The sequence below is a fragment of the Congregibacter sp. genome (assembly GCF_045107095.1).
In the GTDB taxonomy this organism is placed as follows: Bacteria; Pseudomonadota; Gammaproteobacteria; order Pseudomonadales; family Halieaceae; genus Congregibacter.
The window spans coordinates 1-22,296 of sequence record NZ_JBGCFU010000030.1 but is presented as its reverse complement, the minus strand read 5'-3'; the positions used below and the strand labels follow the sequence as shown (position 1 = coordinate 22,296).

The window sequence follows — 22,296 nt, the reverse complement described above, 5'->3', positions numbered from 1 at the left end:
ACCTGATGGAACTGATAGGCGTCATAAGCCTGCTTCAGCTCTTCTTGCAGTCGTGCAGCCGAATCTACGGCCCAACGATCCAAAGGCAGTAAATCCTCGTCTGCCACAATATGCTCTACAGGATCGAATCCCGACAGGTTGGCCAGCATAAAGCGCGCGGTGTTACGGATTCGCCGATAACTATCTCCGGTTCGCTTCAGGATCTCGTCGGATACTGCAACCTCGTTGCGGTAATCTGTAGATGCGAGCCAGAGCCGCAAAATATCAGCGCCCTGATCGTTCATCGCTTTGCGAGCGGGAATGATGTTGCCGATGGACTTGGACATCTTCCGACCGTCGCCATCCACGGTAAAACCATGAGTCAGTACCGCTTTATACGGCGCTTCGCCATAGGCTCCTATCCCCGTTAGCAGCGATGACTGAAACCAGCCACGATGCTGGTCGGAACCCTCAAGATACAAATCGGCAGGCGCGGAAAGCTCTTCCCGGCGCCGCAGTACACAAGCGTGAGTGACCCCCGAATCAAACCAAACATCCAGGGTATCGGTAACCTTGTCATAGTGCTCTGCGTCATCACCGATAAGCTCTGAAGGTTCAAGACTAAACCAAGCTTCTATACCAGATTCCTGTATGCGCAGGGCCGCCTGCTCTATGAGCGCCGGGGTATCGGGATGAAGCTCTGCGGTCTCTTTGTGCACAAACAAAGTGATGGGCACACCCCAGGTTCGTTGCCGGGAGATACACCAGTCCGGGCGATCGCTCAGCATCGACTCTATGCGTGCACGTCCCCAATCCGGTATCCACTGCACCCCATCCACAGCATTTTGCGCCGCGTCTAAAAGTCCGTTTTCATGCATCCGCACAAACCACTGCGGTGTAGCTCGAAAAATCAGCGGAGTTTTATGCCGCCAGCAGTGAGGATAAGAATGCAGATAATCTTCGTGATGGAGCAGCGCGCCCCGCTCCTCAAGCGCAGCAACAATGTTCGCGTTCGCCTTAAACACGTGCTCCCCGGCAAACAGCTCCGTGTCTTCGCGAAACACGCCATTGGGTCCTACGGGGTTATCTACCGACAGGTCATAACGCAGACCTACTGAATAATCATCCTGACCATGGGCTGGCGCAGTGTGTACGGCGCCAGTTCCCGCATCCACTGTCACGTGTTCTCCAAGGATCACAGGAACTTGGCGGTCAAGAAACGGGTGCTGGAGCAACTGGAGCTCTACATCCGTACCCTTGCACTTACCCACGACCTCAGGCTCTCCCAGTCCGTAGCGCGCGGCACAACTTTCTGCGAGCGCTTCGGCCACGAGTAGGCGCTGACCGCCACCCGCGATGAGAACGTAATCAAAATCCGGATGCATACTCACCGCCCGATTAGCGGGCAATGTCCAGGGAGTAGTTGTCCAGATTGGCACGCTGACTGCCTTATCGTCATCAACGCCACAAGCGTGATTGATAGCTGCTGGATCGACCGCCGCGAAGGCGACGTCGATAGCTGGCGATTGCTTGTCAGCGTACTCGACTTCAGCCTCGGCGAGAGCCGAGCCACAATCGAGACACCAGTGCACCGGCTTGAATCCTTTGTGCACGTGCCCGCGTTCAACTAAACGACCCAGTGTGCGGACAATATCTGCTTCAAAGTCGTAGTTCATTGTCAGGTAGGGATTCTCCCAATCACCAATGATCCCCATGCGCACAAAATCCTCGCGCTGGTTATCAATCTGACGCTGGGCGTAGGCACGGCACTTTTCCCGAAACTCTGCGGCGCTGAGCTTCACACCGGGTTTACCTACCTTTTTCTCCACATTGAGCTCGATCGGCAAACCATGACAATCCCAGCCGGGTACGTAGGGAGAATCAAATCCGTCCAGAGTCTTGTACTTGACGATGATGTCCTTGAGTACCTTGTTGACCGCGTGGCCGACGTGCAAATCACCATTTGCATAGGGAGGTCCATCATGGAGGATGAACTTGGGGCGACCCGCTCTCAATTCCCGTATCCGCTGATACAGCCCCATGTCCTGCCACTGCTTTATTCTGGATGGCTCACGCTGGGCAAGGTTTGCCTTCATGGGAAAGCCCGTCGTCGGTAGATTCAGGGTGTCCTTGTAGTCACTCATGGGTTCTATCTTTCCTCAGTGCCCAGTGCCCAGTGCAAAGTAGGCACGAGCTCCTTCAATATCTTCATGTATTTTGGCCTTGAGCACGTCCACAGACTCAAAGCGTTGTTCATCACGTAGCTTGTGCAAAAAGCGCACCCTAAGCCGCTCACCATAGAGTGCATGCTCCCCGTCCAGAACATGTACCTCAAGATTCGGCCGAAGCCCCGCCTCCACTGTGGGCCGAACTCCGACGTTGGCGATGGCCGGGGTATCGCACAAGGCTCCCCCCGTAGCGGTCACCGCAAACACACCGCTCAAGGGCACGCTTTTGCGACGCAGGGCGATGTTTGCTGTAGGAACCCCTATTTGCCGTCCAAGCTGACGACCGTAGATCACCCTGCCGGACATTTCGTAATCACGTCCTAAGCAAGCGCGGGAGGTTGCGAAATCACCGATCGCCAAGGCACTGCGCAACCGGGTACTGCTGACTCGCTCCCCGTCGATTTCGATAGTTTCCGTTGCCAGCGTGGCAAAACCCTCGCGCTCACCTATGGCCTGCATCAGAGAAAACCCGCCTTCTCGGTCATGCCCAAAGCGAAAGTCATCCCCCAGTACCAAAGAACGCACTCCCAAACCTTGCACGAAGATCCGATCCGCAAACTCTTCTGCCGACATTTGGCGTAGCTTTTCGTCAAAGCGCAGGCACAACAATCTATCAACACCCAGGGACGCCAAAGATTCAAAGCGCTCACGAAAGCTCTGCAAGCGCGCGGGAGCGGAAGCCGCAGCCAAATACTCCCTCGGCAGGGGTTCAAAGGTGACCACCGTGGTGGGAAGGTCGTATTTGCGGCCCTGCTCTTGCAGCTGTGAAATCACAGTCTGGTGGCCCAAGTGCACGCCATCGAAAGCACCGATGGTCGCTACACTGGGGCGATCTTTGGGACGCAGGCCTTCTAGGCCGCGTAAGAGCTCCATGGCGTCACTGAGGTTTAAAAAAAGACGTCGCAGTATATCGAAGAACGGGCTAACAGCCTATGGAGTAGCGTCAGACTCTCGCTGTGATTTGTCCATCGCGAATGCCGGTGCCCGGAGATCGGCTAAACGCATTCCCAAGCCCCACAGCACCGTCAGATACGTTGCCAAGCCTGCGCCACAAAGCCCAATAATCCCGGTGGCTCGCGCAGCCCATGACCCGTCCAGCCAAACGACTTCATCGGGCGTCGCATACATCAGGACGAGCGCCATGCAAAAGCAGGCCAGCATGAGTCGGGCAAGATAACGGCGCCATACAGGTGCAAAACGATAAACGCCCTCCCGTCGCAAGCCTCGCCAGAGCAGCCCCGCATTCAGAAAGGCACTCAAGCTGGTAGCCAGCGCCAAGCCCACGTGCCCCACACCGAAATAGAGCATCAGGGGAACGACAAAGACGAGGTTCATCACCATATTGGCGACCATAGCTTTAATACCGATGCGCACAGGGGTGACCATATCCTGGCGGGCATAGAACCCCGGCGCGAGCACCTTGATCAACATAAACGCACACAAACCAAGACTGTAAGCACGCAGGCTTAAGGCCGACATCGCGATATCGTTCTCACTAAGCGCTCCGTAGTGGAACAAACTGATCAAAATAGGTTCTGCCAGTATGAGCAGTGCGACTGTCGAGGGCACGCCGACCAACAACACAGAACGTACCGCCCAATCCAAGGTCTTTGAGTAATCCTCCTCTCGGGCGGCAGACTTTTGTGCTGCAAGCGTAGGCATGATCACGGTGGCCACAGCAATGGCAAAAACCCCAAGGGGAAGCTCCGTAAGCCGATCAGAATAGTAGAGCCAGGACACACTGCCTGTAGGCAAAAATGACGCCAGAACTGTGTCAAAAAGCAGATTCAGTTGACTCACAGAAACGCCAAATAACGCGGGAATCATCAGTGTCATAACCTGGCGCACACCCGGGTGAGACGGTTCCCAGCGCGGTCTTGGCACCAAATCCAAGCGGTAAAGAAACGGCATCTGAAACAGCAGCTGGATAAGACCGGCAAACAGTACGCCCCAGGCCAAGGCAAAGGCTGGCTCAGAGAAATAGGGCGCGACCAACAAAGAGGCTGCGATTAGCGAGAGATTCAAGAGCACCGGGGTAAAAGCAGGAACGGCAAAGCGTCCATAGCTGTTGAGAATTGCCCCGCACATACCGGTCAGCGAGATCAACATAAGATAGGGGAATGTTATCCGTATCAGTCCCGCGGTAAGAGCAAACTTCTCCGGCTGGGCAATGTAACCCGGAGCAAAGAGGCCGGCCACCAAAGGTGCCGCAAGGAGAGTGAGCGCCGTCAAAAGAAAGAGCACGCCGCCCAGTACGCCCGCGACGCGATCTACAAGAGCCCTAACCGCTTCCTGCCCTCCCTTCTCACGACACTCTGCAAGGACAGGAACAAAAGCCTGAGCAAAGGCACCTTCTGCAAACAAACGGCGAAGAAAATTAGGAATCTTAAAGGCGATAAAAAAAGCGTCAGCGTTAGCGCTGGCACCCAACACAGCCGCCAGAATAACGTCCCGCGCGAGACCCAATACTCGCGACAGCATAGTCATAACACCTACGACTGCACTGGAACGAAGGAGGCCTGAGCGGTTTTCGGATGCGGCTTCCTGTGTCATTAAAGAGCAGTAGACCCACTAAGCCAAGCGTCTCTCAGACGCTCGCCATGCAAAGCAAACCACTGCATGGCGACCAAGGTGTGCCCATTATTGAGCTCATCCCTTGCGAGAATGTCTAAAACATCCTCACGGGATATGCGGTGCACCAGAATATCTTCGCCTTCCTCAGCCACACCTCGTATCTCTCCTACGGCCGCGTTCAGCACGCGCCCGCAAAAGAGCCGAACATGCTCACTACATGCGCCAGCGCTGGGGTAGTAGGAGGCGATGGGCACTAACTCTCCGAACTCACAGCCTGCCTCTTCCTCAGCTTCGCGTCTTGCTACAGTCTCATCGCTCTCGCCGGGTTCGACGATGCCGGCAATAAGCTCAAGCATCCACGGACTGCAACTGTCGCGAAGACTCCCCGCGCGAAACTGCTCTATGAGGATCAGAGAGTCAGTCTCAGGGTCGTAGGGCAGCACTCCCACAGCGTCTCCGCGCTCAAACACCTCGCGCGTCACTGGCGCGCTCCAGTCACCAGCAAAGCTGCGATGCTGAATGGTCAGCTTTTGGACCCCGAAGTATCCGTCGAATACCTTTTTGTTTTCTAAGGTGCGTACATCCGCGGGACCAAAACGCAGAGAGATACTCATGTGAAACGACCACCGGTATACCAGCTGACCTCTCGAGCGTGCTTATCGACCTGACCCACCACATCCAATACCAAGGCAAATAGTGCCATGCGCACGAGCACTCCATTGTCTGTCTGCCGGAAGATAGCCAGATTGGGGTTTTCATTCAGGTCGTCGTCCAGCTCCCGCGCTGCCTCACGGGAATCACGAGGAAGAGGATGCATGATGACGGTGTTGGGATCGCAGTGCCGGGTGTATATCTGCTGATTGAGTCGAAAGCGACCGCGATAGAGATTCGCCTCTTCGGGCGATGCAAAGCGCTCTTCCTGCAATCGTGTGCTGTAAACAATATCCACATGAGCGATACCCTCTTCCATGGCATCACTCTCGACTACCGTGTGCCCCGCCTCGCGCAAGGCTTCGACTATCTCGCCCGGCATTCGAAGCTCGCCTGGAGAGACCAGCGTAACGCTCACCCCATCGAACAAGCAGAGAAGCTTACATAGGCTGTGTACCGTGCGACCAAATCGCAAATCGCCCACCATCGCGATGCGAAGCTGATCGATGCCTCTCCCCTGCGCCGACAACTCGCTGCGGATCGTGTAAAGATCGAGCAATGCCTGCGTGGGATGCTCATTACTGCCATCTCCGCCGTTTATCACGGGCACTCGACTAGCGGCGGCAAACTCTGCAACGGAGCCCACCTCCGGATGGCGCATAGCCACTACGTCTGAGTAACCGGAGAGCACCCGCGCGGTATCGTAAAGAGACTCTCCTTTGGCGATGGCGGAGTTCTCTATGCCCGTGGTCTCTCGAACCTCACCACCGAGCAGATTAAAGGCGCTACCAAAACTTACTCTCGTTCGCGTGCTTGGCTCGAAGAACATAGATCCAAGAATGGCGCCCTCAAGAACGCGGGTAACTTTACGGCGACGCGCATAGGGCTGCATGGCGTCGGCGACTTCGAATACGTTCTCTACGTCGGAACGCTCGAACTGCCCTACCGTGAGGATATGACTACCCGCGAATTTCATAGGACGCCGCCTGAATAAGAAATCTAATGACGCGCATTATACGGGTCTCGCGGCATAGGCGAAGCTCAGACCAACAAGCTGTCGCCCCAGCGCTGTAATTCTTCAAGGATGTGACGGTCTCGCTCTGAAAGATCTGCAGAGGAAAGCCGCTCTTCAAGATTCTCGTTCAGGTCCTCAAGGCTAAGCCTACGTTCGCCTCCTTCACTGATACGCGCGAAGCGGAACTCCTCCCAGCGGGCCTGCTCATCATCGCTGAGGGTTTCCGGATAGTTCCGCGCACGGTAGCGAAAAAGCATTTCCTCTAAACGAGAGTCGTCAAACGCGACCGTGGCTTCAGCAAGATCTGCTGGGGATAAATCGAGAATCCTGTCGAGCGTTTGTCGATCCTCCCGAGGGATAAAACCGCCGCTATAGAGCATTAGATCGGGATCCGTCTCGGGTGGGCGGGCCGACAATTCGGCAACGCTACGAAGCTTATCCCGCAGTGCACCGGGCATACGCGCCTCAAAATCCTGAAGCAACCGAAGGTTCTTTCTGCAGGTTTCCAAGTCCAGGCCTGCCCGCTCAGCGACACCCGGGTCTGCCATTTTCGCCGGGAGTAAAACCGGACAGCGGTTGATGTGAACAGACTTGAGACCCGGTCGCTGCTCACCGTCGGATAAATTCGAGTTTGCGGTGTACAACAGCCGGTGGAGTTCCGACGGGGGCAAATCAATAACAATCTCAGCGTCGATACTGAGATCCGCACACATCACTTCATTTTTATTTTGGTAGTGCACCGCCAGCGGGACAATAAGTCCAAGATTCGCTCGTTGTGCACCAAACATCCCGGATACATGCAGGAGTGGCTGCGAATTCTGCTGAGAAAGGGGTTCCAGCATGGGTTTTACCGCTTGCTTATAACGCTGGCGAAACAACCAGTCGAACAGCCGCGGCTGCTTGGTCTTGATTTCGCGAGCCAACGCGATAGTGGCCTTAACGTCCACTAAAGCGTCGTGCGCCTGCCCCTGCTCCAGCCCGTTGGCCTTACAAAGGTCTTCCAGCCGGAAGCTCGGCAATCCGTCTTCCCGGGATGGCCAATTCAAGCCCTCGGGGCGAAGTGCGTATGCAGTTCTTGCAACATCAATAAGATCCCAGCGGGAACGACCATCGCCATACTCCCGTGCGTAAGGGTCACGAAGGCTTCGATAAAGCGTTGAACGAGTCACCGTGTCGTCGAAACGTAGCGAGTTGTAACCGACAGCGCAGGTGCCGGGCTGCATAAACTCTTTGAGAATCGCTGCGATGAATTCGGCTTCGACGATTCCCTCGGCATCGGAGATTTGCGGCGTGATGCCGGTAACAAGACAGGCTTCAGGGTGGGGAACATAGTCTCGCTGGGGTTTCGCGTAGATCACCAACGGCTCGCCGATGGGATTCAACTCTAAATCCGTGCGCAGGCCGGCGAACTGCGCCGGCCGGTCGTATCCGGGGTCTACGCCAAATGTTTCGTAGTCATGCCAGTAAAGCGTTTCAGATGAGCTCAAGAGCCTGCTCTTCGATGACTCCTCTCCAATGTGCAGGGCCTGACAGATGTACCGAGGTACCTCGGGTATCGACCGCCACGCTCACAGGCATATCTTTCACTTCGAATTCGTAGATCGCCTCCATTCCAAGCTCGGGGAACGCCACCACACGAGAAGAGGTGATCGCTCGGGACACCAGATAGGCGGCCCCACCGACAGCCATTAAGTAGACCGCCTCATGCTTGCGAATAGCCTCAATTCCCGTCGGTCCGCGCTCTGCTTTGCCGATCATTCCCAGCAACCCCGTTTCTTCGAGGATGAAATCGGTGAACTTATCCATACGAGTTGACGTGGTCGGTCCAGCTGGCCCCACCACCTCATCTCTTACCGGGTCAACAGGACCCACGTAGTAGATGAAGCGATTTTTCAAATCAACGCCATCCGGAAGACCTTCACCACTGCGAATAAGCTCTTGCATTTTTTTGTGGGCTGCATCGCGTCCCGTCAGCATCTTCCCGGACAGCAGCAGCGTGTCACCGGGCTGCCAGGTGGCCACCTCTTCGCGGGTAACCGTATCGAGATTCACACGCCGAACATCGTCGCCAGCCTCCCAGCTGATGTCAGGCCAATCATTCAGGTCGGGGGGCGTCTGCAGTGCAGGGCCGTTGCCGTCGAGCGTGAAATGCGCATGACGGGTCGCTGCGCAATTGGGGATCATCGCCACAGGAAGCGACGCTGCATGAGTGGGGAAGTCCTTTATCTTGACGTCCACGACAGTTGTCAGGCCACCCAAGCCCTGCGCACCAATACCCAAGCGGTTCACCGCATCCATGATTTCCAGTCGCAGTTCTTCGACGCGATTTGACGGCCCTCGCTCTCGAAGATCATAGATATCAATAGGATCCATCAATGATTCTTTGGCGAGCACTGCCGCTTTTTCTGCGGTGCCACCGATACCAATTCCCAGCATTCCCGGAGGACACCAGCCCGCCCCCATCGTCGGGACAGTTTTCACCACCCAGTCGACTACGGAATCCGAAGGGTTCAGCATCGCCAGCTTGGCTTTGTTCTCCGAGCCACCGCCTTTGGCTGCGACACGTACATCGACGGTATCACCAGGAACCAGTTCCATGTGAACAACCGCCGGCGTGTTATCGCCGGTATTCTTCCGCGCTCCTGCAGGGTCGCTAAGGATCGAGGCTCGCAAAACATTATCGGGGTGCGTGTAGGCGCGTCGCACGCCCTCATTGACCATATCAGTTACCGATAGCGTTGCATCCCAGCGAACATCCATTCCCACTTGCAGAAATACGGTGACAATCCCCGTGTCCTGACAGATAGGACGATGTCCCTGCGCACACATTCTCGAATTAATGAGAATCTGCGCCATGGCATCTTTCGCCGCCGGGTTTTGCTCCATCTCCCAGGCCTTATGTACCGCTTGCACAAAATCCACCGGATGGTAGTAGGAGATAAACTGCAGAGCGTCGGCAACGCTGTCGATGAAGTCGTCTTGTCGAATTACCGTCATATAACCGTCCTATACCTGAAGGCGCTAAAGCGCTATCTGGGTGTTAACCGCCCGCACCGGGTGTTTGCATTGCGCGCAGCTGCGACTGCAGTTGGCTAATGCTCGCGTTGGTAGACTGCCTAAAGGCATTTATGGATTTAATCCACTCTTCATTGCCTCCTACCCGCTTGCTCAGCTTGGCTAGTTCCAAGTCGATCGCGTTCAAGGCATCAGCCACGCGCTCTACCTCGGCCTGACTAGACCGCGCGCTGGCCGCGCTCCGCTCAAGATCACCCGAGACTTTCTGCAATCGCGTAATGTCCTGAAGGGCCTTGCCCAAATCAGCCTGCGTCGTCTTTACCGTCTGAGTATTCGCAGCTACAGCGCCATCCGCTCGTTTGGCCCCCGCCTCGAGCTTACCAAGGCGCTCTTTGGTGCTTTTCCAAACGTTATCCCAAAGCTTGCGAACTTCACTATCCAGTTCACGAATCTTCGCCGCTTGCACCGCCGCGTTCTGGCTCATGCCCTCGTCTGTATCAGACAGCCGGTCTTCCAGATCACCAATACGCTTTTCATAGCGTTCCAAAACATGTCCCGCTTGAGTGAGCTTTTCCTGCAGCTGCCAGGACCAGGCACAGGCGGCGATAGCGATGATTAAGGCAACAAACAGTCCAATACCGGATATCAATCCGGGTTTGCCACCACCACCATCAGACTTCGGCGCGGAACGCGAACCTCCGCGGGGGCGTGGCACGGTTGCCGAAGGCGCTCCGCCATCTCGGCTGGCACTGATCGAGGGTATGGGTGAAATATCGTCGTCTTTAGACATACGCTTTGCTTTTTAAATAAAACGGGCGCGATTATATCGCGCCCTTGCGTGGAAAGTTATGTCCCGGCAAAACAACCGGGAAGCCACTTTTAAGGTTTTTAGAGGTAAGCCATAAGCGCCCAGATGACGCCGGTGAGTAAAATACTCATGTGCACCACTCCGACAACGCTCGCCATAGGCCCCATTCGTCCAAACAGAGCATTGAGTTGTAACAGGACAATAAGACCGCAGGCAGCTGCGAAGCCAGTCGTACTCACGGGAATCATCGATGAAAGATGCTGTGATCCGAGCATGCCAAAGAGCATTGGCCCCGAGAGGAGCGTGTTTGTGCGGGACGCGAGCCCTGCTTTCGCCGCAGCGGCGGGACCATCGCCTTCCTTCATGCCCAGAACGATCTGCTGCTTCGGCCAGATAACCAACCACACGTTAAGAAACATAAAGGTGCCGGCAAGGGCGCCCATGAGGATCAAGGCGCTAACACCGGTGTTCGCAAAGGCGTTAACGAAATGCAGAAGACCCAAGCCGGTGAGAAACGTGACCAAAGCACCGTAACGGAACCACTTCAGCGCGCGGGGAGCCAGTTTCTTCATGGCGTCTGCTTTTGCGGGGGCTTCGGCCTCCTTAAAGTACTCTGTTTGTACAAAATTGAAGTAATACAGCATGCCGATCCAAACGATGCCAGCAAGCACGTGAAACCAACGAACAATGAATTCTACAACCATGTGAAAATGCCCCTGATGAGTTCAACCCCCCTATAATACACGGGGCTGGTGCCGCACACATCGGTCTTACTGTTTATCCCGTATAAGTAATGCGTGAGAAATTCAAAGCGAAGACTCCCTAGAGATGTATTCGCGGGTAATTGCGCGCTTGTTGAAAACACAATTGGAGCTTGGAGACACAATATGGCTTTTGAACTACCCACTCTGCCCTACGACCAAGATGCGTTAGAGCCGCATATCTCGGCAGAGACCCTGGAGTTTCACTACGGAAAACACCACAAATCTTACGTAGACAAGCTCAACGGCATGATCGCGGGCACAGCTCACGAATCAGCGACACTGGAAGACGTAATCCGACAGTCTGAGGGTGGCGTTTTTAATAATGCGGCGCAGATCTGGAATCACAGTTTTTACTGGGAGTGCCTCTCCCCCAACGGAGGCGGTGAGCCCAGCGGACCTCTGGCAGAGGCTATCAACAGCGCCTTCGGCTCTTTCGCTGAGTTCAAAGAGCAATTCTCAGCGGCAGCTGCGGGTAACTTTGGCTCCGGCTGGACATGGTTGGTGCAAAACGCTGACGGCTCCGTAGCCATCAGCAACACCAGCAATGCAGGATGCCCGCTAACTGATGATGTAACACCGCTGCTGACCGTAGACGTTTGGGAGCACGCGTATTACATCGACTATCGCAATGCGCGGCCCAAGTACCTGGAAGCATTCTGGAACCTGGTTAACTGGGACTTTGCTGCCAGCAATATGGCGTAACTCCCACACTGACGATACGGCCGCCTCAGCGACAGCTCAGGCGGCTTTTTTTTGTGCCTTCTTCCCGCGAGCAATCACGGTATTGCCGCTCTCGCTGCTGTCGCTTTTATGCTTCGACCGACAATACCGCGCTTGCTCGCTAGGCTTATGGCTCTGGCATTAGCCGGCGCGAGGGTAGTTCTTACGTAGCAATCAGGAGCGCTCTGCGCGACGCGAAGTAAGGACTACGCTCGTGCGGGCGACCTATCGGAGTACTAAGGCACAAAAAAGCCCGGGCTGCGAACAGCCCGGGCTTTGATTAAGCGCTTGGGAAGCTGGCTTACATCATGCCGCCCATGCCACCCATACCGCCCATATCAGGCATACCGCCACCGCCAGCAGGAGCGCTGTCGTCAGGTGCATCGGCAATCATCACTTCTGTAGTGATCATGAGTCCGGCTACGGAACCCGCCGCCTGCAGAGCAGCGCGAGTTACTTTCGCAGGGTCAAGAATACCCATCTCGATCATGTCGCCGTACTCGCCGCTTGCAGCGTTATAGCCGAAGTTGCCTTCGCTCTGGCGAACCTTATCGAGAACAACAGAGGCTTCGTCACCGGCGTTGCCAACGATCTGGCGCAGAGGCGCTTCCATGGCACGCAGAGCAGCTGCGATACCGTGGTTCTGGTCTTCGTTGTCGCCTTTAAGATCAGCAATCGCAGAAATCGCACGGATCAAAGCAACACCACCACCAGACACCACGCCTTCTTCGACGGCTGCACGAGTTGCGTGAAGCGCGTCTTCAACGCGGGCTTTCTTCTCTTTCATTTCGATCTCTGTGGCTGCGCCAACCTTGATGACCGCAACACCACCAGCCAGCTTGGCTACGCGCTCCTGCAGCTTCTCACGATCGTAATCAGAAGAAGTGTTTTCGATCTGAACACGGATCTCTTTCACACGTGCTTCGATAGCAGCGGCTTCACCGGAACCGTCGATGATTGTGCTGTTGTCCTTGTCCATTGTGAAACGCTTGGCATTACCCAGGTGCTCAAGGGTTGCAGCTTCCAGGTCAAGACCAACTTCTTCCGAAATAACAGTCGCACCAGTAAGGATAGCGATGTCCTGCAGCATAGCCTTACGACGGTCGCCAAAGCCTGGCGCCTTACAAGCAGCGACTTTAACAATGCCGCGCATGTTGTTGACTACCAATGTAGCCAGCGCCTCGCCTTCTACGTCTTCAGCAACGATAACCAATGGCTTGGAAGCCTTGGCCACCTGCTCCAGTAGAGGCAGCAACTCGCGGATGTTAGAGATCTTCTTGTCAACAAGCAGAATGAATGGGCTGTCGGTATCAACGCTCATGCTGTCCTGATTGGTGATGAAGTAAGGAGAAAGGTAACCGCGATCAAACTGCATGCCTTCAACAACATCCAGCTCGTTTTCAAGGCCAGAGCCCTCTTCGACGGTGATTACGCCTTCTTTACCAACCTTGTCCATCGCATCGGCAATGATTTCGCCAACAGCGTGGTCGGAGTTTGCAGAGATGGTGCCAACCTGAGCGATAGCCTTGTTATCTTCACAAGGAATCGCCGCTGCTTGAACCTGCTCTACGGCTGCTGCAACGGCCTTATCAATGCCACGCTTAAGGTCCATAGGGTTCATGCCCGCTGCAACGGACTTGAGGCCTTCATTAACAATCGATTGAGCCAATACGGTAGCAGTGGTTGTTCCGTCGCCGGCAACATCAGAAGCCTGAGAAGCGACTTCTTTAACCATCTGCGCGCCCATGTTCTCGAAACGGTCTTTCAGTTCGATTTCTTTCGCAACAGAAACGCCGTCTTTAGTCACAGTCGGCGCACCGAAGGACTTCTCGAGGATAACGTTACGGCCTTTGGGTCCAAGCGTCGCTTTTACAGCGTCCGCCAGAATGTTTACGCCTGCCAACATGCGCTGGCGTGCGTCGTCAGCAAAAAATACGTCTTTAGCTGCCATGATTTGTTCCTTTAAGTCTTTCTAAAAATTGAATGTCTTGGGTTACGAGCTTTGTCGACTCGGATTACTCGGCTTACTCTACAACCGCGTAGATTTCACTCTCACCCATGATGATCAGCTCTTCGCCGTCAACTTCGATGGTGTTGCTACCGGCGTACTGGCCAAAAACAACGGTGTCGCCAACTTTCACTGCCAGTGCGCGAACCTCGCCGTTATCCAGAGCCTTGCCGTCGCCAACAGCGACAACTTCACCCTGGTTGGGCTTCTCTTTTGCGGAACCGGGCAGAAGGATGCCACCGGCTGTGGTTTGTTCTTCTTCGTTACGACGAATGACCACACGGTCATACAGCGGACGGATCTTCATTGCTTCAAATCTCCAATCAATCGACTTTAGGGGACCCCGAAGCGGGGGACTGTCTGGTTTATGGGGTGTATCGAGGGGATTTCAAGAGATTTTTGGCACTCTTTTGCCTAGAGTGCTAATTATTTTAGCGAGGCTTGCGACAGGCGAGGCCAGAGTGCGGTATTACTGGCGAAAAATACTTTAATTACAGTAGCTTACAGATCATCGTCATCTAGTCGACGAAACTCCCCTTCAATGGGGTCGCCGGGGCGTGACTGATGAGCAGAGTGCTGCGGACTGCCGCCCAGAGCCGCAAAAAGCTTTCGACGCAGAGGCCCGAACAGTACCAGCACAGCTACAACGTCAGTAATCAGGCCAGGAACGATCAACAAGAGTCCAGCCAATCCCAGGGCAAGTTCATCGGCGAGGAGTTGTTGCGGCAATACTGCGGCGCCACCCTGAGCAGCGCGGAGTTTGTTCACGATCTCCATACCCTGGGCTCGCAAAATAGCTAAACCGAGCACAAACGTCGCCAGTACATAGAACATCGTCTGGACTGCGCCGATGCGCGATCCAAGCTGAATCAATGTAAAAAGCTCCATCCACGGAAGCAGCAGAAAAAACCATCTCATTATTGAAGTATGGGGGCTCCTAAAGCGTTTGCAAGAGAAGCGCACCCGTCACGTACAATTGTCCCATGACGAAGAAACACCCCATGGATACCGATCTGGATCAACGCATCTGGCTAACCGTATGTGCGATCCCCGCCGGCAAACTGTCTACCTACGGCGATGTCGCTGAGCGTGCGGGTCTTCCGGGAGCCGCCAGACGCGTGGGGGCAGCGCTAAGGAAGCTCCCCCCTGACAGCGCTGTGCCCTGGTACCGTGTGGTTAACGCTAGTGGTAAGAGCTCCTTGCCCACGGGTAGAAACGGGACTGATCGACAGCGTAGGCTGCTTGCGGACGAAGGGGTGCTCCTTGGATCGGGGGGCGTGTCCGTACTAAAACGCTATCGTTGGTGACCAAGAAAACCGTCGGGCCGCACGAAGCCATCGGTGCTTGGGGCGCCAATAGTTAAGCCTTTTGGCGCTCCACATGCATCAAGACTGCCACCAATAAGATAGCTGGAATACCCAGCGCTGCGGCGATCACGAAAAACTGCGGATACCCGGAAGTATCTACCACCCAACCCGAGAAGCCCGACAAGAACTTTCCCGGCAGAGTCATCAAGGAACTAAACAGCGCGTACTGAGTAGCCGTGTAACTACGATGAGTGAGACTCGAAAGATAGGCCACGAAGGCCGTGCTCGCGATACCACCACTAAGATTGTCAGCGCTTATCACCATTGCCAGCCAGACCAGCGCCGGCGGCCCCTCCCCCTGTATACCTGCAAGCACAGCGAACAGTAAATTGGTGCTGGCCACCATAACCGCACCCAACATCAATGGCCGTAGCAAGCCAAAGCGCAGCACCAGCACACCACACAGCGCCGAGCCCGCAATGGTCATAAAAAAGCCAAACAACTTGGCGACACTGGCAATCTCGGACTTGCTATACCCCAGGTCAAGGTAGAACGGGTTGGCCATCACGCCCATGGCAATGTCACTTAAGCGAAACACGGCGATGAACAACAACAATACAAAGGCAAAAGACCCAAAACGTTTTACGAACTCCAGAAACGGACAAATCACCGCACCTAAAAGCTGTCGCTGCCAAAGAGGACGCTCATCTAAACGCATAGGCCGCCCCATAACCTGATCGACCATCTGCGCGTCCATGCGCCGCTGCTCCTCGGCCGTTCGGTGGGCAGGTTCATCAGCCCAGAGCGTAGCCAGGATGCATACACCCACGAGAGCGGCCATGCCCAGATAGGCGAGCGACCAACTGTGGATATCGGCCAGATAAAGCGCTCCGGCGCCGGAAACCAGCAATGCCAGCCGGTAACCAAAGATGTAAGAGGCGGAGAGTGCACCTTGCTCTTCATCAGGAGCCGACTCGATACGAAAGGCATCCAAGGCGACATCCTGGGTGGAGGATGAAAAAGCCACTAGCAGCGCAGCAAGTGCAATAGGCACCAGTGAGTCCTGAGGATCCATCACACTCATGATGGCAAGGCCTGCTGCAATACCGGATTGTCCAAGGAGAATCCAACTACGTCGTTGTCCTAGCAGACCATGCATGAACGGCAGTTGCAGGCGATCCACAACCGGCGCCCAAAATACCTTGATGGAATAAGTCAGACCCACCCATGCGAAGAATCCAATCGCAGTCCGCTCAACGCCCTCATCGCGTAGCCACGCAGTCAGAGTCGAGAACACTAAAAGAAATGGCAGGCCGGCAGAAAATCCCAGCAGACTGAGCACAAGCGTCTTTTTGCGGGTGTAGATCAGCAGCGCTTCGCGCCAGGAATAGTTCTTCACTGCATCAGACATTGTGATATTGCTTCCTTGTTCCCCGGACTATCTTGAACGGTGGTAATCTTGTTGCGCACTTTTTTTAGCGGCCGGCATGCAACACCAATACCTCTTCATTTTATCGCCTCCATACAGCGGATCGACTGCACTGTGGCAACTGCTGAAGACATCATCGCAGGTATCAGCCTTACCTGACGAGGGGCAAAAGCTTCCGGAATTGCGCAAGATGATGCGTGAGAACCCCTGGGATCCCAGCACCATCTTTGATTGGAACTTGATATCCACCATTTGGCATCAATACTGGGATCCCAAGAAGCCCGTCCTTCTGGAGAAGAGCCCCCCGCATCTGTGCCGCGTCGAAGCGATTTTGGAACACTTCCAACCCGCTGAATTTATCCTTCTAATGCGCGACCCCCTTGCGATCTGTGAGGCCTTGCATCGCCGCAATGGCATGCCATGGGAAGCCGCGGCCGAGCGTTGGACTTACTGGCTAGAGCTACATCTTAAAGCGCGCGAAGAACAATCGTGCAGCCATTTGCTGTACTACGAGGACATGGTGGCCGATCCCAGCTCCACCTTTAGAGCTTTGGCTGAGTGGCTGCCTTCATTGCAGGACGTAGACTACAAAAGTGCGATTGAAGCGCACGCTGTCGACGGCGTGCAGAAACGCCCTCTGCTGGACATGAATCCTCGTAAAATCGCACAAATCAAACCGGCAGACAGAATGCGGGTACTCAAAACTCTGGAAAAATCTCTTCCGTTGATTGAGGAGACCCCTTATGCGGCGCAGTATTTCTGAGGTTTGATCAATTTTCAGTGGCAGCCTCAGTGCGACTTTTGGAGGGCTGTTCAGCCTGTGACTCTTCCTCGTTTACTCCTTCCTCAGCTCGATCCTCAGCTCTATCCTTCTGGCCATGGCCCTGCCCTTCGTCCTCGAGGGGCTCCTCATAGTTCGCTAGCTGTGAATTGAAGTGCTGAATTGTCTCCAGTAGGGGACCGGCATTGGCATCGAGATCTCTGACACCCGCTGTGTAGGTTTCGTAGTACAGAAATATCCGAGTAATTGTCAGCTTCCGCCCGAGATTCTCGATTTCAAAGTCGATGCCATTATCGAAAACATCTTCTAGGTCTGCCGCCACTCGAGCCACCAGCCTGCCCTTTGCTTGCACCTCGCAGCTTGACCAAGCACCATTGTTGAGTCGTACCCGCAGATTCGCCGCACCAAAGCCCCGCCAACGGAGAAACTCAAGTTCCAAGAACACTTCTTGAGTCGTGTGATTGCGCTGAACCCAGGTTACCCGGGGCTCAATCCGCTGCGCTAAACGGCCACCCTGTAACAATCGAACGCCACCCGCCTTTCGGACTCGAGACAGTTCCGACAGCGTCCATCCTCTCGCGGCGTCCAACAGTGCACCGTTGTAGAGCATGCTCATGCGGTAGTCGCGACTCGCCCACAGACCATACCCACCGGCGTACTTTCGCAATAGCGGCGAGGCTAACGATAAAAACTCAGTGACTTGATCGTCGGCGATCTTGGCGTGCGTGCCCAGGTACTTCTGTGTGTTATCAATAAAATTGAACTGCTCCACAACTTGCCCCGGATAAAGACCGCCCTCACTGGTTGTCTCGAGCATATAGCGGAGTAAGACCTCAGCCTGCTCGGCACTCAACTCCTCACCGACATTCTCGGCACCCATAAAAGGTGCCCAATAGGAATATCGATGGGGCTCCCAATCAAGAAACGACTCGTTATCCCGCCAATGTATGCCCTCGTCCGCAGGTACCGGGTCCTTGTCCACGCGATACTCGACTCCAAGATCGGACCACTGTGATCGAGCAAGCTCAAACACCTGCGCCATGCGAGCGTTTGCGAAAGCTAAGTAGTCGCCATGCGCTGGGCTTTGTTTTGAGGGTATGCAACCCTCGTGCGCGATACCCTTTGCGTCGAGGTAATCCAGATAACCCGACGCTTTTGCCGCCGAAATGTTGGCGTCTCCTTTCTGCTCTTGCCAAACCCTAAAGGCATGCCACAACTCTTCCCAGGAGATAAAACCGCCGATGCAGCACTTATAGTCCTCACAGATTCGCGAGATCTGCGCAAAATAGTCCAGCCACGCCTGCTCGATGGCAGGGTCTGTGAGAAGAGCCTGGGCCCAGCGAAAGCCATTTAGGGAAGGCACCCGCATGACCTGGTGCGTGTACGCCACTCGCAACAAAACTGCGAGTCCCGCTCGCTGGGCTTCTCGAAGTACTAAGCGCAACTGCAGTTCATAGAACTCATCATAAGTGACGGGAGTCTGACTTGACTGAAAGCTACGCCAGGGAACCACAACAATAATCGTGTTAAACCCGTCTCTGCGCAGCTGTGTTAACTCACGACGAACAAGCTGCGAACGCATAACCTGCAAAGAATCCAGCGGCCAACCGTCAGAAAAATAATGTGCTGCGATTACAAACTCTGGCGGCCTATACCTTCCGCGGAAAATCCTTCGGATCAGTGACAAACTAGGTGGCTCCCAAGCGCTGACAGCGGCTATCCAGCTGGTCCAACAAGGCTTCGGCGCTGTTTAAGCTTTGCCAGTCGGAATCAAACCGCTCACACGCTAGCTCGTAGAGGGTCAGATCCAAGCTGTTCGCATCGCGTACGGGATCCAAAAGTTCACCCAGGTCTTGCTCAACGGCCTCGCGACGCTCTTCGGGAGTCCGATGATCGCTAGCATCGCGAACATTCTGACGCCGAAAGGCAAGGTCGATCTCGGGAAAGTCCTCTTTCAATTCCTGCTCGAAGAGCACGACACTCTCCGTGTATCGTTCAACAATGCCGATTGCAGGTAGGCTATCTAAAAGCTGTTTCGCGCGCTCAAATTGCAGCTGATCACCCTTACCAGGATAGATTCCTGACAGCATACGCGTCTGGTAATTTCGGATAACCGGCCCAGTACGCTCCTCAAGCCGCCAGCGCACATAGCTTTGAAGATCTCCATCTCGGGCCCTTTGCGTTCCCGGATGATCTACTGCCTGACGGCGCTCAAATTCGTAGACCGATAATATCCGCTCAATGGGATGTCGAAGTAGCACGAGGGGGCGCAGCACTGCGCCCCTCAACGAGGGTAGAGGAAAGGGTAGCCAGTGACTTGAGAGTGCTCGTAACCCCGAATTGTCCCTAAGAAACTTGGCCAGATACTCTGGATTACCGCGCATATTGGCGTCGTCACGATGATCACAAAATCCGTCAGAAAAACTCCGCTCGAGACTCCAATCAAGGGTAGTGCCGGCATTCTTAAACAAGTGAGCGTGCAGAAGGATTGGCCGCAATTGATCCTTACTCATCGGAGACCAATCCGCTCGAGGACCGATCCTACATTGATGCGTTTGCAGCGCTTTCGGAACTTGGCAAGACGACGGTCAAAATCATCGATCCTTGCAATGGCTTCATCCAGTTTCTGATTCGCCTGTCGGTACAGCGCGAGATCATAGCTATTCCGACTCAGCACCTCGGCTGCTAGATCGCCCAGCTTATCCAGTGTGTTGTGCACACGAGTGTCAATTGCGTCGCTCGCAATATCCCGCTGAGTCACGTTTTGACGAACATAGGCCAGATCAATGTCAGGGAAAAATGGCTCAAGATAGCGCTCAAAAACCACCATGCTCTCGTCATAACGGTCGACCACTCCCACACAGTCCAAAAACTCTAAATGATGCAGAGCACGCTGCAACCAATCAGCAGGAGCCGTGGCCTTTACGTGTCTGGTATGGAATCCAGCGACATAACTTGTCTGATAGTCTCGAATCGTACGGGGAATCTCTTCCTGCATCCGCCACGCTACATACTGGGCAAAATCCTTTTCTTTGGCGGCAATGGCGCCCGGGGTATCAGCGTCCTGCTTTCGCTCAAAAGCATAGACCGATTGGATACGTTCGATGGGATGGCGTAACAGGTAAGCTGTATGAAAAGTCACCTCGGGCGGCTGAGGCAGCGGATAGCAAAGATGGTGGCTGGAGAGCGCCGTTAAACCAGGCGTACTGGATACTACCGTTGCCAGATGTTTTGCCCGTTGCTGGCGCATCGCGCGATTATCGCGATGATCCAGAAACCCCTCTCCGAAGTTGCGATTCAAGCTCCAGTCAAATGTCGACCCGGCATTCTTGAAAATATGACCGTGAAGAATGATGTGACGCATTGAATGGGTCCAAACGCTAAGTGAGAAGTGGGCATCAGCGAAAACTCACACTGATATGGTCTAACTACTGTCTAAGCCTGTGGGCGGAGTTCTGTAGTACTTCACCCGAGGCTGGTATTCTCCAATTTTACGATAACCGGCGTACCCAGCGATACTGCCCCACTATGCGCAAAGTTCTTATTCACATAGGTCGACATAAGACGGGTACAACCGCGATTCAGAATTTTTTGCAGGACAATCGCGAAAGCCTTCGCGAGCTTGGGTATGTGGTTCCTCAGTCTGGTCGTGTTAAAGATGCACATCACGAATTTGCTCGCCCGTTTCAACCACGCAATGCCCAGCAGCTCGAAGGTGTGGATGATTACCGACAGCTCAAGCCATTTAAGTCCCTAAAGACTGAACTTGCACTGCATGACGCAGATAGCACCGCAGTGATCAGCTCCGAAGGCTTCCAAAACAGCAAGCCAAAGATGGTACGTGCAGGATTTAAGGACTATCAGGCGCAGATTGTGGTGTATCTACGTAGCCAACTCGAGTACCTGGCCTCGTCCTACGCACAACGGGTACATGCTACACAGTACACAGGGACCCTTCAGGATTTCTACAGAGACGTGTATCAGACGGGTAACCATTACGCGAGCTTCCTCGAGAACTGGAGCGAATTTTTTCCCAACCAGCTCGTGGTGAGGCGCTACCGGTCAACGAACGTTGTGGAAGATTTTGCAAGCTCTGTTTTAAAAGTCCCCGTGGCGCACTTTCGCCTGCGAAATGCGCACAGCAATCCGTCGCTAAACAGCGTCGTCACTCTATTTAAGTGTGAATTGAATCGCAGGAAGCCAGCGAACATGCCGCCACAGCTGCAAATCTACCCTGTGCTTCCGAAACTCAATGCGCTCTTCCCCGCACCTAAGTTCACACTACCCCCTGAGATAGTCAGTGATCTCGTGGAGAGCAGTCGTGAATCAGATAACGAGGTTGCTAAAACCTACTTCGGAGAACAGCAGCTCTTTGACTACTCTCGTTTCCCGACGCATCCGGAGTCATCAATCCGAGACATACAGTTCGAAACCATGTATTCCGCTTTGCTGAAACTCCTGGAGGTCACTGATGCAACAACGGGCTGAAAGCTTGTCTGAGTGTTTTGAGCGAACCTGCGTTCGCGGGACACCCCCATGTTGATTTCGGTACATATGCCGAAGACGGCGGGATCAAGCTTTCAAGCCACCCTCGCCGCTCACTATGGCGATGCGCTCAAACTCCGTTACGAAGACAAACCCTTACATCGAAGTGCTTGGTCACGGAATTTTGACGCGAGTGTCAGTAGCTTGCGAAACCGCGGCACAAAAATCTCAGCCGATGAACTTAGCTGCATACATGGTCACTTTCTGCCGCTGAATTATCGGTTCGCGAAACCACAAACGAACATGCGTTTTGTCACTTGGCTGCGAGACCCGGTGCAGCGCTTGGTCTCCCATTACCACTATTGGAAGCGTAGCTATCAACCGGGGCAGTCGGGGCCTCTGCATCAACGCATGATTGAAGAAGGCTGGACGCTCGAAGAGTTTGCGCGATGCAAAGAACTAAGAAACATCTATAGTGTTTTTCTGTGGGGCTTTCCTCTTGAGCGATTTGATTTTATCGGTATCACTGAGT

Annotated in this window: 21 protein-coding genes; 5 read left to right on the top strand and 16 right to left on the bottom strand. The window is 54.4% G+C overall.

Annotation, left to right across the window (positions count from 1 at the left end; genetic code table 11):
• The 9 genes from ileS to AB8B76_RS05670 all read right to left on the bottom strand — a co-directional run.
• Positions 1–2,123: isoleucine--tRNA ligase (gene ileS / locus AB8B76_RS05710; protein WP_405271051.1), on the bottom strand; the 2,123-nt coding region annotated here is incomplete at its 3' end.
• 15 nt (positions 2,124–2,138) lie between these two features.
• Positions 2,139–3,080: a bifunctional riboflavin kinase/FAD synthetase gene (gene ribF / locus AB8B76_RS05705; RefSeq protein ID WP_405271050.1), complete on the bottom strand. Its 942-nt coding sequence runs from the start codon at positions 3,078–3,080 to the stop codon at positions 2,139–2,141.
• Positions 3,081–3,137: 57 nt separating this feature from the next.
• Complete coding sequence (murJ, locus tag AB8B76_RS05700) at positions 3,138–4,760, bottom strand: murein biosynthesis integral membrane protein MurJ (RefSeq protein ID WP_405271049.1); 1,623 nt, start codon at positions 4,758–4,760, stop codon at positions 3,138–3,140.
• Positions 4,760–5,395: an NUDIX domain-containing protein gene (locus AB8B76_RS05695; RefSeq protein WP_405271048.1), complete on the bottom strand. Its 636-nt coding sequence runs from the start codon at positions 5,393–5,395 to the stop codon at positions 4,760–4,762. The genes murJ and AB8B76_RS05695 overlap by 1 nt, the downstream gene beginning before the upstream one ends.
• Complete coding sequence (locus AB8B76_RS05690) at positions 5,392–6,408, bottom strand: aspartate carbamoyltransferase (RefSeq protein WP_405271047.1); 1,017 nt, start codon at positions 6,406–6,408, stop codon at positions 5,392–5,394. Before AB8B76_RS05690 ends, AB8B76_RS05695 begins: the two co-directional genes overlap by 4 nt.
• A gap of 65 nt (positions 6,409–6,473) precedes the next feature.
• On the bottom strand, positions 6,474–7,934 hold the full coding sequence (sbcB, locus tag AB8B76_RS05685; protein WP_405271046.1) for an exodeoxyribonuclease I: 1,461 nt from the start codon (positions 7,932–7,934) through the stop codon (positions 6,474–6,476).
• Positions 7,921–9,444, bottom strand: coding sequence for a fumarate hydratase (locus tag AB8B76_RS05680; protein WP_405271045.1), 1,524 nt, complete (start codon positions 9,442–9,444; stop codon positions 7,921–7,923). The genes sbcB and AB8B76_RS05680 overlap by 14 nt, the downstream gene beginning before the upstream one ends.
• A gap of 43 nt (positions 9,445–9,487) precedes the next feature.
• Complete coding sequence (locus AB8B76_RS05675; RefSeq protein ID WP_405271044.1) at positions 9,488–10,252, bottom strand: hypothetical protein; 765 nt, start codon at positions 10,250–10,252, stop codon at positions 9,488–9,490.
• Between the two features lie 98 nt (positions 10,253–10,350).
• A complete protein-coding gene (locus AB8B76_RS05670) occupies positions 10,351–10,974 on the bottom strand; it encodes a urate hydroxylase PuuD (protein WP_405271043.1) in 624 nt (207 codons plus the stop codon).
• 183 nt (positions 10,975–11,157) lie between these two features.
• Between AB8B76_RS05670 and sodB the strand changes: the two genes are divergently transcribed.
• Positions 11,158–11,736, top strand: coding sequence for a superoxide dismutase [Fe] (sodB, locus tag AB8B76_RS05665; protein ID WP_405271042.1), 579 nt, complete (start codon positions 11,158–11,160; stop codon positions 11,734–11,736).
• Positions 11,737–12,055: 319 nt separating this feature from the next.
• Here sodB and groL read toward each other — a convergent pair whose 3' ends face one another.
• The 3 genes from groL to AB8B76_RS05650 form a co-directional block, all read right to left on the bottom strand.
• Positions 12,056–13,705 carry a chaperonin GroEL gene (gene groL, locus AB8B76_RS05660; protein WP_405271041.1) on the bottom strand — a complete coding sequence of 550 codons (1,650 nt, stop codon included), beginning with the start codon at positions 13,703–13,705 and terminating at the stop codon, positions 12,056–12,058.
• 73 nt (positions 13,706–13,778) lie between these two features.
• The gene (groES, locus tag AB8B76_RS05655; protein ID WP_405271040.1) at positions 13,779–14,069 is read right to left on the bottom strand and encodes a co-chaperone GroES; all 291 of its coding nucleotides are present in this window, start codon (positions 14,067–14,069) and stop codon (positions 13,779–13,781) included.
• A 194-nt stretch (positions 14,070–14,263) separates the two neighbouring features.
• Complete coding sequence (locus AB8B76_RS05650) at positions 14,264–14,680, bottom strand: FxsA family protein (RefSeq protein WP_405271039.1); 417 nt, start codon at positions 14,678–14,680, stop codon at positions 14,264–14,266.
• 65 nt (positions 14,681–14,745) lie between these two features.
• Between AB8B76_RS05650 and AB8B76_RS05645 the strand changes: the two genes are divergently transcribed.
• Positions 14,746–15,069: an MGMT family protein gene (locus AB8B76_RS05645; protein ID WP_405271038.1), complete on the top strand. Its 324-nt coding sequence runs from the start codon at positions 14,746–14,748 to the stop codon at positions 15,067–15,069.
• Between the two features lie 52 nt (positions 15,070–15,121).
• On the opposite strand, the gene AB8B76_RS05640 is transcribed toward AB8B76_RS05645, so the two are convergent.
• The gene (locus AB8B76_RS05640; protein ID WP_405271037.1) at positions 15,122–16,480 is read right to left on the bottom strand and encodes an AmpG family muropeptide MFS transporter; all 1,359 of its coding nucleotides are present in this window, start codon (positions 16,478–16,480) and stop codon (positions 15,122–15,124) included.
• Positions 16,481–16,556: 76 nt separating this feature from the next.
• On the opposite strand from AB8B76_RS05640, the gene AB8B76_RS05635 reads away from it, so the two are divergent.
• Positions 16,557–17,261 (top strand): sulfotransferase family protein, encoded by a 705-nt coding sequence (locus AB8B76_RS05635; RefSeq protein ID WP_405271036.1) that lies wholly within the window; start codon positions 16,557–16,559, stop codon positions 17,259–17,261.
• 7 nt (positions 17,262–17,268) lie between these two features.
• On the opposite strand, the gene AB8B76_RS05630 is transcribed toward AB8B76_RS05635, so the two are convergent.
• The 3 genes from AB8B76_RS05630 to AB8B76_RS05620 form a co-directional block, all read right to left on the bottom strand.
• Positions 17,269–18,861, bottom strand: a complete 1,593-nt coding sequence (locus tag AB8B76_RS05630) for a hypothetical protein (protein WP_405271035.1) — start codon at positions 18,859–18,861, stop codon at positions 17,269–17,271.
• 106 nt (positions 18,862–18,967) lie between these two features.
• On the bottom strand, positions 18,968–19,792 hold the full coding sequence (locus AB8B76_RS05625; RefSeq protein WP_405271034.1) for a hypothetical protein: 825 nt from the start codon (positions 19,790–19,792) through the stop codon (positions 18,968–18,970).
• Positions 19,789–20,643 carry a hypothetical protein gene (locus tag AB8B76_RS05620; RefSeq protein ID WP_405271033.1) on the bottom strand — a complete coding sequence of 285 codons (855 nt, stop codon included), beginning with the start codon at positions 20,641–20,643 and terminating at the stop codon, positions 19,789–19,791. Before AB8B76_RS05620 ends, AB8B76_RS05625 begins: the two co-directional genes overlap by 4 nt.
• A gap of 164 nt (positions 20,644–20,807) precedes the next feature.
• Between AB8B76_RS05620 and AB8B76_RS05615 the strand changes: the two genes are divergently transcribed.
• Both AB8B76_RS05615 and AB8B76_RS05610 read left to right on the top strand, forming a co-directional pair.
• On the top strand, positions 20,808–21,767 hold the full coding sequence (locus AB8B76_RS05615; RefSeq protein WP_405271032.1) for a hypothetical protein: 960 nt from the start codon (positions 20,808–20,810) through the stop codon (positions 21,765–21,767).
• 48 nt (positions 21,768–21,815) lie between these two features.
• The coding region (locus AB8B76_RS05610) for a hypothetical protein (protein WP_405271031.1) at positions 21,816–22,296 on the top strand (481 nt) is incomplete at its 3' end.